9 protein-coding genes and 1 tRNA gene are annotated in these 11,996 nt (G+C 74.0%); 3 read left to right on the top strand and 7 right to left on the bottom strand.

Annotated elements, in window-relative coordinates; all coding sequences use genetic code 11:
- Window position 1: 1 nt before the first annotated feature.
- A complete protein-coding gene (locus ACO229_RS14050) occupies window positions 2-1,924 on the bottom strand; it encodes a glycoside hydrolase family 127 protein (protein WP_423461833.1) in 1,923 nt (640 codons plus the stop codon).
- 147 nt (window positions 1,925-2,071) lie between these two features.
- Here ACO229_RS14050 and ACO229_RS14045 point away from each other — a divergent pair, with 147 nt between their 5' ends.
- Both ACO229_RS14045 and ACO229_RS14040 read left to right on the top strand, forming a co-directional pair.
- On the top strand, window positions 2,072-3,097 hold the full coding sequence (locus tag ACO229_RS14045; protein ID WP_423461832.1) for a LacI family DNA-binding transcriptional regulator: 1,026 nt from the start codon (window positions 2,072-2,074) through the stop codon (window positions 3,095-3,097).
- Between the two features lie 666 nt (window positions 3,098-3,763).
- Window positions 3,764-3,837: transfer RNA gene (locus ACO229_RS14040), tRNA-Pro, on the top strand.
- Between the two features lie 77 nt (window positions 3,838-3,914).
- Here the strand turns inward: ACO229_RS14040 and ACO229_RS14035 are convergent.
- From ACO229_RS14035 to ACO229_RS14010, 6 genes are read right to left on the bottom strand one after another with little or no spacing between them, the layout of a single operon-like run.
- Complete coding sequence (locus ACO229_RS14035; RefSeq protein ID WP_423461831.1) at window positions 3,915-5,576, bottom strand: ABC transporter ATP-binding protein; 1,662 nt, start codon at window positions 5,574-5,576, stop codon at window positions 3,915-3,917.
- Window positions 5,573-7,252 carry an ABC transporter ATP-binding protein/permease gene (locus ACO229_RS14030; protein ID WP_423461830.1) on the bottom strand — a complete coding sequence of 560 codons (1,680 nt, stop codon included), beginning with the start codon at window positions 7,250-7,252 and terminating at the stop codon, window positions 5,573-5,575. The genes ACO229_RS14035 and ACO229_RS14030 overlap by 4 nt, the downstream gene beginning before the upstream one ends.
- Before the next feature lie 3 nt (window positions 7,253-7,255).
- A complete protein-coding gene (locus tag ACO229_RS14025; protein ID WP_423461829.1) occupies window positions 7,256-8,263 on the bottom strand; it encodes an ABC transporter substrate-binding protein in 1,008 nt (335 codons plus the stop codon).
- Window positions 8,260-9,084: an ABC transporter ATP-binding protein gene (locus tag ACO229_RS14020; RefSeq protein WP_423461828.1), complete on the bottom strand. Its 825-nt coding sequence runs from the start codon at window positions 9,082-9,084 to the stop codon at window positions 8,260-8,262. Before ACO229_RS14020 ends, ACO229_RS14025 begins: the two co-directional genes overlap by 4 nt.
- On the bottom strand, window positions 9,081-10,199 hold the full coding sequence (locus tag ACO229_RS14015) for a FecCD family ABC transporter permease (protein ID WP_423461827.1): 1,119 nt from the start codon (window positions 10,197-10,199) through the stop codon (window positions 9,081-9,083). The genes ACO229_RS14020 and ACO229_RS14015 overlap by 4 nt, the downstream gene beginning before the upstream one ends.
- A complete protein-coding gene (locus ACO229_RS14010) occupies window positions 10,196-10,969 on the bottom strand; it encodes a methyltransferase domain-containing protein (RefSeq protein WP_423461826.1) in 774 nt (257 codons plus the stop codon). Before ACO229_RS14010 ends, ACO229_RS14015 begins: the two co-directional genes overlap by 4 nt.
- Window positions 10,970-11,300: 331 nt before the next feature.
- On the opposite strand from ACO229_RS14010, the gene ACO229_RS14005 reads away from it, so the two are divergent.
- Window positions 11,301-11,921 (top strand): hypothetical protein, encoded by a 621-nt coding sequence (locus tag ACO229_RS14005; protein WP_397433634.1) that lies wholly within the window; start codon window positions 11,301-11,303, stop codon window positions 11,919-11,921.
- The last annotated feature ends 75 nt before the right edge of the window (window positions 11,922-11,996 follow it).

Genomic DNA, 11,996 nt, shown 5'->3' with positions numbered 1-11,996 from the left:
GTCAACGGGTGGGCACCCAGACCCGCATCGGCTGCGGGCCGCGGTTGGCCCACGCGTAGTAGGGGATGGCGGTCAGGGTCACCTCACGCCCCGGGCCCTCGGCCGACGGCGCGGCCGAGTACGGCGTCGTCGCCTCCGCGTCCGGCCCGGGGACGACGGCGCCGCGTGCGCGCACGACCGTGACGCCGCCCAGCAGGTCGGGCCGGAACTCGTCGGACAGCGTGGCACCGGCGTCGATCCGCAGGTCGTCCACGACGGCGCCGTCCTCCTGGTCGGGCTGCTCCAGGGCGTAGACCAGCGGGCCGCGCTCGACGGCGACGCAGCCGCGGACGGCGTCGACCCGGGGGTCGGCGACCGTAAGGCGCGGCGTGAGCGGCAGGTCGAGCACCACCGTGTCGCCCGCGGCGAACCGGCGCGTCACGCGGACGTACGTCCCCGCAGCGGCGGGGGAGCCGTCCAGCGTGGCGCCGTCGGCCCAGGCGGGGACGCGCAGGGCGAGCGTGGCCTGGCCGTCCGGCGCCTCCTCGACGTGCAGGGCGATGCGGCCCTCGTCGGGGTAGCGGGTCTCGACGCGCAGGCGCAGCGTGCCGCCGTCCAGGGGTGCGGTGACCGTGCCCGGCGCGTACTGGTGGAGCTGCAGGCCGGAGCCGTCCGCCGTGGCGAGGTAGCCGGTCAGGCTGGAGACCGTGCGCATGATGTTGGGCGGGCAGCACGCGCAGCTGAACCAGGAGCGTCGGCCGTGGGCCGGGCTGCGGTCCTCCTCGGCGTGCGCGTCGCTGCGCAGCTGCAGGGGGTTGACGTAGAAGTACTCGGTGCCGCTCAGCGACACCCCGGCAAGGAAGCCGTTGAGCAGCATGCGCTCGATCTGGTCGGCGTACCGGGGCTCGCCCGTGGCCAGGAGCATGCGCCACGCCCACTGGACGCCACCGATCGCCGCGCACGTCTCGGCGTAGCCGCGGTCGGTGGGCAGCTCGTACGGGTCGCCGAACGACTCGCCCTCCCAGCGGGCCCCGAGGCCGCCGGTGACGTACTGCTTGCTGCGCTCCATCGCGCGGTACTGGGTGTCGAGGGCGGCCAGCAGCTGGGCGTCGCCGGTCTCGATGGCCACGTCGGCGGCGCCCGCCCCGAGGTACACCGCGCGGACGGCGTGCCCCTCGACCGTGGTCGCGTCGCGCACCCGCACGCGGTCCGAGAAGTAGGTGGGCGCCTTGCCGTGGCCCTCGATGATGCCGGTGCCGCGCGCCTCCACGAACCAGCTCGCGAGGTCCAGGTAGGCCCGCGTGCCGGTCTCGCGGTACAGCTCCACCAGGCCCATCTCGACCACCGGGTGGCCGTCCACGTCGCGCAGCTGCCCCTCGCCGTCGCCGAACGTGGCCACGAGGTGGTCGGCGAGCCGGACCGCGACGTCGAGCAGCTCGGTGTGGCCCGTGCCGCGCACCTGCGCGACCGCGGCCTGGAACAGGTGGCCCGCGCAGTACAGCTCGTGGCTCCACGGCAGGTCGCTGTACCGGGGCACGTTGCGCAGCGCCGGCACGGAGTCGAGGTAGCCGTCGTCGGCCTGGGCTGCCGCGAGGAGCGCGGTGACGCGGAGCTGGTCGGCCAGGAGCTGCTCGTCGGGTTCGCGGGCGTACTCCCAGGCGGCGGCCTCCAGCCACTTGTGCACGTCCGAGTCGGCGAAGATCGGGCCGATCGCCTCGCCCTCCGCCTGGCCCGCGGCGATCTCCAGGTTGCGCAGGTTGCCGGCCTTGCCGAGCTGGTCGAGGCCCTCGGGGATGGCGGCCGCCCGGTTGACGTCGGCGGTGCGGCGCCACAGACCGCCGTCGATGGTGACGTGCCCGGGGGCAAGGGGCCGGAGCAGCACGCGGGCGTCGGCGGAGGGTTCGGCGGGGCCGCGGGTGGTGCCGCTGGGCGTGAGGGTCGTCATCGGTCGCTCCTTCGGGACGGGAATCTCGGAAACAAGGAATCCGATTTCCTGATCGTAGAGAGTCCGGCTCGTGCACGTCAAAGGTCTGGGGAGGATCTACGATGGCGGTCTCGACGGAAACAGCGGAAACGAGAAGGTGGGTGCGGGATGGAGCGGGGACGGGTGGTGCGGATCACCGACGTGGCCGCCCTGGCGGGCGTGGCGCCAGGCACGGCGTCCAAGGCGCTGAACGGGACGGGGTCGCTGCGCGAGAGCACCCGGGAACGGGTCCGCGAGGCGGCGGAACGCCTGGGCTTCGTCCCGGACGTGACCGCGCGGTCACTCTCGGCGCGGCGCAGCTTCACCGTCGGGCTGCTCAGCACCGACTCGGCCGGCCGGTTCTCGCTGCCCGTGGTGCTCGGCGCGGAGAACGCGCTCGTCGGCGGCGAGCTGTCGGCGCTGCTGGCCACCGCCCGGCACGACCCGGTGCGCGAGCAGCACCACGTGCGTGCCCTGGTGGCCCGGCGGGTCGACGGCATCATCGTCACCGGCCGCACCACCGAACCGCGCGAACCCATCCGGGTGCCGATGCCGGTGGTGTACGCGTTCGCGCCGTCCGCCGACCCGGACGACGTCTCGGTGGTGCCCGACGACGCCCTCGGCATGCGGCTGCTCGTGGAGCACCTGGCGGGGCTCGGCCGACGCCGCATCGCCTACGTCGGAGGACGGGCCGAGCAGGCGGCGTCGGTGGTGCGGCACGACGCCCTGGCCGCCGAGCTGGCGACCCGCGGCCTCGCCCTGGTGGGCCCGCCGCTGTACGGCGACTGGTCGGAGCAGTGGGGCCGACGGGCGGTCGACCTGGTACTGGGCCTCGACGCCGCTGCCGGGGGTGACAGGCCGGCTGTCGATGCCATCGTCTTCGCCTCCGACCAGCTGGCGCGGGGCGGGTGCGACCGGCTCCGGGAGCTCGGGGTGCGGGTGCCCGACGACGTGGCCGTCACCGGGTACGACGACTGGGAAGTCATGTCGCTGGCCAGCCGCCCCCCGCTGACCACCGTGGACATGCAGCTCGAACGGCTCGGCCAGCGCGCGGCGGAGCTGCTGATCGCGGCGATCGAAGGTGATCCGGGGCGAGGGGTGGAACGGCTGGCGCCGCGGTTGGTGGTGCGGGCTTCTACGTTGGGGGATGCGTAGGCGGGGGTGCCCGGGTCGCCCGGGGTGTCGGTGGGTTGCCCGGGGTGTCGGTGGGTTGCGGTGTTCTCGGCCCGGGGCGGGCGTACCGGGGGTGCTGGGTAGTGCTCGCCCGGGGTGCCGGGAAGGGCGTGCTTGCCTGGGTGTTCGGGCAGGTGTGCTTGCCTGGGTGCCAGGGCGGTCGTGCTTGCCAGGGTGTGCTCGGGGCGCGGATGCTGCCGGGGCATGCCGATCGGGGCGGTCTCGGACGGCCGCCGAAAAGTCACGTTCTACCCAGTCATCAGGCCCAGAATCCCGCGTCACTATGGGCCTGATGACTGGGTAGAACGTGACTTCGCGGCGGGCGCCCCGGCTGGGCGGGGACAGGTGGGGCGGTGGTCAGCCAGCCGGGGAGCGGGCACGACGCCGCGCCGCCTCTGCATCGTTGGTCAGCACGGTCAACGGCACCGCTCCAGCGCGGCCACCAGCACGGTCGCCAGCACGGCCACCAGCACGGCCACCAGCACGGCCACCAGCACGGCCACCAGCACGGTCGCTAGCACGGTCGCCAGCACGGCCACCCGGTGTATTCGGCTGGCGTCCCCGCCGTGCCGACCGGATATGATCGGTCCGTCGGCCGGTGCCGTCCGGGCGAAACCTCAGGTGGCGGCCGGTTTCCTCCGCCGACGACGGGCTGTGGCGCAGCTTGGTAGCGCATCTGCTTTGGGAGCAGAGGGTCGCTGGTTCGAATCCAGTCAGCCCGACCCCGTGATGTCGCAGGACATCGGAACGGCCTGAACCTACGGATCGTAGTTTCAGGCCGTTCGTCGTCGACGGACGGCTACGCCGTCCCGGCGGGCGAGTCGGCCCTCTGAACGGGACCGGGCAGCCCGACGCGGGTGTGCGCGGCGGCGATCGTGTCCGGCCGGTGCGCGATGAGCAGGGTGGCCCGGTCGGTGGCCCGCGTCAGGAACTCCATGATGGCCGCGTCGGCGTCGGGGTCCAGGGATGCGGTCGGTTCGTCCAGCACGAGCACTCGGGGGTCCCGGAGCAGCGCGCGGGCGATGGCGACGCGTGCGCGCTGCCCACCCGAGAGCCCGGTGCCGTGCTCGCCGACGGCGGTGTCCAGGCCGAGCGGGAGCCCGCCAGACGGGTCGAGCAGACCGGCCGCCCGCGCCGCGTGGTCGATCATCGTCGCCGTGGCGCCGGGGTCGCCGAGCGTGATGTTGCTCCGGACGGTTCCGCGCAGCAGAGGTGATCCCTGCGGTACGACGGCGACCAGGTGGCGCAGGTCGGTGTCCGGGAGGTCGCGCAGGTCGGTCCCGTCGACGCGGACGGCGCCTCCGTCCGGGTCCCACAGGCGCAGCGCGAGCCGCGCGGCCGTGGTCTTGCCCGCACCGGACGGCCCGGTGAGGGCGACGACCTGCCCGGGGTGCACGTGCAGGCTGAACTTGTCGAGCACCGGACGGCCCGCGCCGTAGCCGAAGGTGACGTGGTCCAGGACCAGGCCCGGCTCGTCCTGGACCGAGGGGGAGCGACCTGCGGGACGGCGGTCGACGGCCGGCGGGGTGGCAAGCACATCGCCGACCCGCTGGGCGGCGGCACGCAGGGTGCCCGCGTTGCGCAGCAGGTCGGCGATCTGCGCGGCGGGACCGAGGCCGGCGACGGCGACGGTGACCGCGAGCGGCACGTCGGCCGGGGCCACGGCGCCACGACCGAGCAGCACGATGCCGATCGCGCCGAGGGCGGCACCCGCGAGGGAGACGTCGGCGATACCGCGCTCCAGACCGAGGCGCCGGGCTTCACGGAGCTGGGTGCGTGCGTGCGCGCGGGTGTCCTCGGTGATCCGCTCGAGCTGGTCGCCGAGGGCGTCCGCCCCGGTCAGCTCCCGGAGACCGCGGACGGTGTCGAGCAGCTCGGAGCGCAGCCCGGCGGCGCCGGCGGCCAGTGCGGCGCCGTCGTGGCGGGCACGGCGTGCGGTGGCCAGGGGGACCGCGACACCGACGAGCAGCAGGGGCACCCACACGAGCAGCAGCAGCGGGCTCAGCGAGAGGGACACGGCGGTGCTGACCGAGAGGACCAGCAGAGCGCTCAGGATCTGCGCCACGGTGTGGGCGTAGAGCCATTCGAGGGTCTCGATGTCGGCGACGACGGTGGTCGTCAGGTCACCGGTGCGCTGCCGGCGGGTGCGGGCCGGCAGCGCGCCGCGCAGGGCGTCGAAGACCCGGCCGCGCAGCACGGCGATCAGCCGGTAGGCCAGGTCGTGCGAGACCCACGACTCGCGCCATGCCGTGGTGGCGGCCAGGACCGCGAGGGTAGCCAGTCCCGCGGTCAGCGCCCTCAGGTCGACGGGCTCGCCCGCCACGACGTGCCCGACGGCGACCGCGAGGCCGAGCGCGATCGCGAGCACGGCGCTCTGGGTGACGACGCTCCACACCACGGTCTCGACGAACAGGCTCCGGTGGGTGGTGATGACCGGGAGGAGCCGGAGCACCGCTCTCACGACGCACTCCCGGCCAGGAGGACCCCCGCCGGGGGCGGCCCGTCGCCGGTCCCGGTCAGGCCGCCGTCCCGCAGGGCGATCCAGCGGTTCGCGTGCACGCAGGCGCTGGCCCGGTGCGCGATGACGAGGACGGTCCGATCCGACGCCGCCCGGGCGACCGCGTCCACGACCCGCTTCTCCGTGGCGGGATCGAGGGCCGAGGTGACCTCGTCGAGCACGAGGACCGGTGCGGGCGAGAGGAGGGCGCGGGCGATGGCGAGGCGTTGCCGCTGGCCGCCGGAGAGCTGCTCGCCGTTCTCGGCCAGCACCGTGTCGTACCCGTCGGGCAGGGCGATGACCACGTCGTGGACGTCGGCGAGGCGGCACACGCGCTCGATCTCGGCGTCCGTCGCCGTCGGCCGGTACAGGCGCAGGTTGTCGCGCACGCTCCAGGCGAACAGCACGGGATCCTGCGGCACGACGACCACGCTGCGGCTGCGCGCACCACGGGTGTAGGCGCGCAGGTCGACGTCGTCGACGCGGACCTGACCGGCGTCCGGGTCGATGTCGCGTTCCAGCAGGCGCGCGAGCGTGCTCTTGCCCGAGCCGGACGGGCCGACGACCGCGAGGGTCTCACCGGGCGCCACCCGCAGGCTCAGATCCCGCACGCCGGTGGTGGTGCCCGGGTAGTGATAGGTGACGTCGTCGACCACCAGGGAGCCGGCGGGGGCGGTCGTGGTGTGGGTGCCGTCCTCGCTCACCGCCGGCCGGCGGGACAGGAGCCGCTCCAGCCCGTCCACGGCGGTGAGGCCGAGATAGCCTGCGTGCCAGCTCGTCCCCAGGTCCTGCACCGGACGGAAGCACTCCCGGGCCAGCAGCAGCGCGGTCATGGCCGCCGTGGCGCGCGCGTCCTCGGAGACCACGGCCGCCAGGGCGGCGAACACCGCCAGGACGGTACCCAGGTGCAGGGCCACCCAGCTGACGAAGGTCTCCACGAGCGAGAGCCGGAGCTGGGCCATGGTGGAGCCGCGCAGCTCGTCGGCCTCCGCCGCGATCCGTGCGGCGACCCTCCCGGTGGCACCGAACGACCGCAGCAGCGGGACGTGCTGCAGGGCCTCGACGTAGTCGGACGACAGCCTGGTGAACCGGCCCCAGCGGCGCCGCCCGGTGCGCAGCAGACGGGCGTCCCAGGCCCGCGGGGCGAGCACCGCGACCGCTGCGGCGAGGGCGAGCACGACGCCGGCCCCCGGTGAGCGTGCCCAGACGAGCGCGACGACGACGGCGGGGACGACCAGCACGACGACGAGCTGCGGCAGGTAGCGGGTGTAGTAGGCGTCCAGGCCGTCGACACCGTCGATCACCGTGGCGGTGGCCTGCCCGGAGTCCCGTTCGGCGGCCGGTACGGCCGAGAGCTGGAGCAGCAGACGTCGCCGCAGCCGGATCCGTACCCCGGCCCCGACGCGTGTGGCGGTGGGTTCCCGGACCCCGATCAGCACGCCCCGGAGCAGGGTGATCACCACCAGCGCCGTCAGGCCGGGCAGGGGGTCGCCGCCGCCGTCCACCAGCGCGGTGACGACCGACCCCGCGGCGAGCGCGAACGCGACGTGCAGCGCGGACAGGACGACGCCGAGGCCGGCCAGGGCGAGGATCGCTCCTGGCACGGCCCCGGCGAGCTGGAGCAGACGGCGGTGGACCACCGGTCAGAACGCGTCCGGGTAGAGCTGCTCGGCGATGTCCCGCACGATCGAGACGTTGCCCAGGGTGCCCGGGAACACGTCGGCGCTGGACACGGCGATCAGCCGGTCCTCGCGCACGGCGGGCATGTCGGGGAACGTGGTGGTCAGGTACTCGCGCGTCGCGGCCTCGTGCTGCTCGTCGTAGGCCGAGAACACCAGCGCCTCCGGCTCCTGCGCGGCCAGCGCCTCCGGGGTGATCGTCGCGGCGAAGAACTCCGCGAACGCCGGGTCGTCGGGCCCGTAGACGTTGTCGGCCCCGGCGCGGCGCAGGATGTCGTGCTCGACGCCCGCGCCGATGGCCTGCAGCGTGCTGCCCTCGACGTAGACCTGTGCGACGCGCAGCTTGTCGACGTCGGCGACGGCGGCGGCCACCTCGTCCAGCTCCGCCTGGCTGACGTCCACGAGGTCCGCCGCCTCGTCCTGGACGCCGAAGATCTCTCCGACGTTCTCCAGGTCCGTGAACAGGTCGGTCACCTCGCCGGACATGCGCCGGTCCGCGCAGCCTCCGGTGGCCACGTAGACCGCCGCCCCGGCCTGCTCGAGCTGCTCGATGCTGGCGAAGCCCTGCTCCGCGGTGAACTCGTAGGTGGTGGGCGAGTACACGAAGTCGGGCTCGACGGCGAGCAGGTCCTCCCGGCTCGGGGGCATCGCCTCGCCGATGACGGGGACGTCGTCGGCGAGCGGCGCGACGTCGTCGGGCAGCTCCTGCGCGGTGGCCTGGGCCTGCCCCGCCAGCCGGTCGGCCAGGCCCAGGCGCAGCAAGAGCTCGGTCTGTGCGGGGTGCATGCCGACGGCGGCCGTCGGGGCGTCGTCGACGACGACCTGGCGGCCGCAGTTCTCCACGGCGACCGGTTCCGCGGAGCCGGACGGCCCGGGGGCGGCCGTGACCGACGACCCGCACCCGGCCAGGAGCAGGGCGCCTGCGGCGAGCGTGGCGGCGGATCGGAAGCGGGCGTGTGCGGTGGGGATCATGTCGGGATGCTGCTTTCTGCTCGGGCTTCGGGGGAGCCGGTGGTGGGGTGGCCGTCGGCCACGGAGAGCGGGCGGAACGAGAGGACGGGCTGTCCGGCGTCCCCGTGCACGCGGACGTCGACGCCGAAGGTGCCGCGGATCAGCTCGGGCACGAGCACCGTGGCGGGCGGCCCGGCGGCGATGATCCGGCCGGCGTCGAGCACGACCACCTCGTCGCAGTACCGGATCGCGAGGTTGAGGTCGTGCAGGGCGGCGATCACGGTGCGGCCCAGGCTGCGCACCGTGGTCATGAGCTCGTGCTGGTGGCTGATGTCGAGATGGTTGCTGGGCTCGTCCAGGACGAGGACGGGGCTCTGCTGGGCGAGGGCCCGCGCGAGCATGACGCGCTGGCGCTGGCCGCCCGACAGGGTGGCGACCATCCGGTCGGCCAGGTCGGCGACGCCGGTGCGCCGCATGGCGTCGGCGACCACGTCGAGGTCGGTCGGGGTGTCCCTGCCGAAGGCGGCGTGGTGCGGGGCGCGGCCGAGCAGCACCGTCTCCTCGACGTTCAGGTCGAAGTCGGTCGGCGCGTCCTGCAGCATGACGGCGACCGCCCGGGCCGCCTGGCGGCCGCTCAGGCGCAGGACGTCCTGCCCGTCGACACGCACGCCGCCCACCCGTGGGCGCACGGCCCGGTAGAGCGTGCGCAGCAGGGACGACTTGCCGCTGCCGTTGGGCCCGACCAGGCCGACCACGGTCCCCGGTTCGATCGCCAGGGACGCCTGCTGGACGACGTCGCGCCTGCCGAGCCGGACCGTGACGTCGTCGAACTCGACCCTCATCGGCTGAACCCCGCCCGTTCGGCGCCGCCACGGCGCATCAGCCACAGGAAGAACGGTGCGCCCACGAAGGCGGTGAGGATCCCCAGCGGGATCTCGGTCGGGGCGGCCACCGTGCGCGCCAGGAGGTCGGCTGCCATGAGGAAGACCGCGCCGCCCAGGATCGTCACGGGCAGCATGCGCCGGTGGTCGGCCCCCACCGCGATGCGTGCGACGTGCGGCACCACCAGGCCGACGAACCCGATGCCGCCCGCCACCGAGACCACGGTGCCGGTCAGCAGCGACGCGACCACCAGCAGCACCCCGCGCAGCCGGGTGGCGTCCACGCCCAGCGACACGGCCGACTCGTCCCCGGTCATGAGCGCGTTGAGCGACCGGGCCAGCAGGAGCGCGGTCACGCTCGCGACCAGGAGGGCGGCCGCGGGTCCGACGAGGCTGGACATGGTCGCTGCCGACACGCTGCCCAGCAGGAAGAACAGCACGCTGACCACGTTCTGGGCGCTCGTGGAGATCGTCAGGTAGCTCGTGACCGCGCTGAACAGCGTGCCCAGCGCCACCCCCGCGAGGATCATCCGCGTGGGGGAGAGGGCGCCGTCCTTGCGGGCCAGCACCGCCACGCAGACGCACGCCCCCAGCGCACCGGCGAACGCCGCGATGTTCAGCGAGAGCCCGCCCAGCGCTGCCGAGCCGAACACGATCACCAGCACCGCGCCCACGCTCGCGCCCGACGACACGCCCAGGACGTACGGTTCCGCCAGCGGGTTGCGGACCGTGACCTGCATGAGGGCCCCGGCCAGCGCGAGGCCGGCTCCGGCCAGGCCGGCGAGCAGCGCGCGCGGCAGGCGGAACTGCCAGACGGCCTGGTCCTGCAATGGCGTCAGCGACCCGTCGGACATCCACGGCATCCCCGGCAGCAGGTGCCCGAGAACGAGCTGGGCCGCCTGCACCGGACCGACGGCCACCGAACCCACCGTGCCCGAGACCACGACGAGCAGGCAGGCGGCGAGCCCCAGTGCGGCGCACAGCAGCCAGGTCCTGCGAACGAGGCGCCGTCGGACCCGACCGCGCGCCGACGCGCCGGGCGCCGCAGCCGCCGGACGAGCGATCGACCTCGTCATGCGTGCGGCCCGACGGCGGTCGCGTCCAGCGTGGTCCGCAGGTAGCCGACCGGAAGACGGAAGGCGCCGTCGGCGGGCTCGCCCGCGTCGCGCACCGTGGCCAGGAGCCGTTCACGTGCCTGCGGCCACGTGGCGCCGAGGCTCGCGGCGCCCAGGACGACAGGCGCGCTGTGCTGTTCGAGCCGGCTGACGAACCACTCGGGGGACGCCACGGTCATGACGAAGGACTCCTCGGTGACCTGCGCGTCCGGGCCCGCCACCGCGTGCACGCCGGCCACCGTCTCGTGCCACGGCTCAGGGACCTCGGGGAAGAACGGGGCCAGCGTCTGCCGGATCCGGCCGAAGAGGCCGGTTGCGGACCAGCTCGTGAGGACGATCCGGCCGCCGGGCCGGGCCAGGCGCCGTGCCTCGGCCAGGGCGGCGCGCGGATCGGCGGCGAAGACGACACCGAAGGTCGAGGTCACCAGGTCCGCGCACCCGCTCGGCAGCGGCACGGCCAGGAAGTCGGCCGTCACCCAGGTGACGTCGACGCGGGCCTGCCTGGCCCTGCGCGCGGCCTCTCGGAGCAGGCCGGGCGTCACGTCCACGCCGACCACGGACCGCGCGCCGTGCGCGGCCGCGGCGATCGCGGTGACGCCGGTGCCGGTGGCCAGGTCGACCACTTCCTGCCCCTGGACGGGCAGGGACGCGACGAGGTCACGGCCGGGCTGCGCCCACAGGTCGCCGACCACGGCGTAGTCGCCCGTCGCCCAGAACTCAGCGGGGTCCATGTGCTCCTCCTGGCTCGCCGTCCCTGGCGCGACGGTCACAGTCGCGAACGATAACCGTTCTCGCCAGTGCGTGGCAAAGGTCGCGGGGTGGTCGCGACGTGCCTGCTCAGCGCTCGGCGGTGCCGCCCGGGCACCGGCCCCTGATGAGAACGATTCTCGGCAACTCGTTGACACCGGTCCTCACGCACCGCTTAGATGATTGCGAGAATCATTCTCATTGTGAGGAATGTTCTGTTGGTTCCGCATGCCCTGGCGAGGCCCGACCTCGCTCTGCCTGCGGTCTCGTTTCCAGCTGAGTCCACCCCCATCGAACCGGCACGAAGGAGAAACGATGTCCATGAACCACATGCGCCACGGCAGCACGGGTGCGCGCACGCAGCGGAGCGCCGCCCGGGCGGGGGCCGCCCTGGCCGGAGCCACGCTGCTCACCCTGGGCGCGGCGCTGCCTGCGCAGGCGGCGACCGACGTGACCGCCGGCCATGCCGACGTCGTGGCGGTCACCAGCGCCCACCAGGTCGGCTCGATCTACGACCAGTTCGGCGGCACCTTCTCTCCCTGGGACACCACCTACGACTACCGGCTCGTGTTCGACGTCGCGGGTACCGGCGTGACCTGCTCGGGCGGCGTGTACACCGTCCCCAACGACTTCAGCATCGAGGACGACGTCCCCTTCATCGGCTTCGACAACGACAGCGCCAGCGACTACGAGATCACCCTCGACCTCGTCAGCGGCCCGGGCGACGTCACCTACACCGCCTCCGCCGGGGGTCTCGACACCGCGACCGGCGAGGTCCTGACCCTCGGCTCCGGCACCCACCAGCACGGTGCGTGGACGTTCGACGCGGGCTCCTGCGGCGGCAGCCACAGCTTCGTCCTCAACTTCGACGTCCTGGAGGCGTCGCCGGGGACGAACGGCGCGGACCGCGACATCGAGTTCGTGATCAACGGCTGATCTTCCTCCGCCGGGGCCGGTCGCGACCGCGACCGGCCCCGACGTGAGTCAGGGCGAGCCACGAGTCGGAGAAGA

Origin of the sequence: Promicromonospora sp. MS192 (genome assembly GCF_049532985.1) — a bacterium.
Lineage (GTDB): Bacteria > Actinomycetota > Actinomycetes > Actinomycetales > Cellulomonadaceae > Promicromonospora.
This window is presented reverse-complemented; position numbering and strand designations above follow the sequence as displayed.

Bases quoted from the DNA above. Each gene is read 5' to 3' on its own strand.
- ACO229_RS14050 (WP_423461833.1), bottom strand. From the start codon at position 1,924: ATGACGACCCTCACGCCCAGCGGCACCACCCGCGGCCCCGCCGAACCC.
- ACO229_RS14045 (WP_423461832.1), top strand. From the start codon at position 2,072: ATGGAGCGGGGACGGGTGGTGCGGATCACCGACGTGGCCGCCCTGGCG.
- ACO229_RS14025 (WP_423461829.1), bottom strand. From the start codon at position 8,263: ATGATCCCCACCGCACACGCCCGCTTCCGATCCGCCGCCACGCTCGCC.
- ACO229_RS14020 (WP_423461828.1), bottom strand. From the start codon at position 9,084: ATGAGGGTCGAGTTCGACGACGTCACGGTCCGGCTCGGCAGGCGCGAC.
- ACO229_RS14015 (WP_423461827.1), bottom strand. From the start codon at position 10,199: ATGACGAGGTCGATCGCTCGTCCGGCGGCTGCGGCGCCCGGCGCGTCG.
- ACO229_RS14010 (WP_423461826.1), bottom strand. From the start codon at position 10,969: ATGGACCCCGCTGAGTTCTGGGCGACGGGCGACTACGCCGTGGTCGGC.
- ACO229_RS14005 (WP_397433634.1), top strand. From the start codon at position 11,301: ATGTCCATGAACCACATGCGCCACGGCAGCACGGGTGCGCGCACGCAG.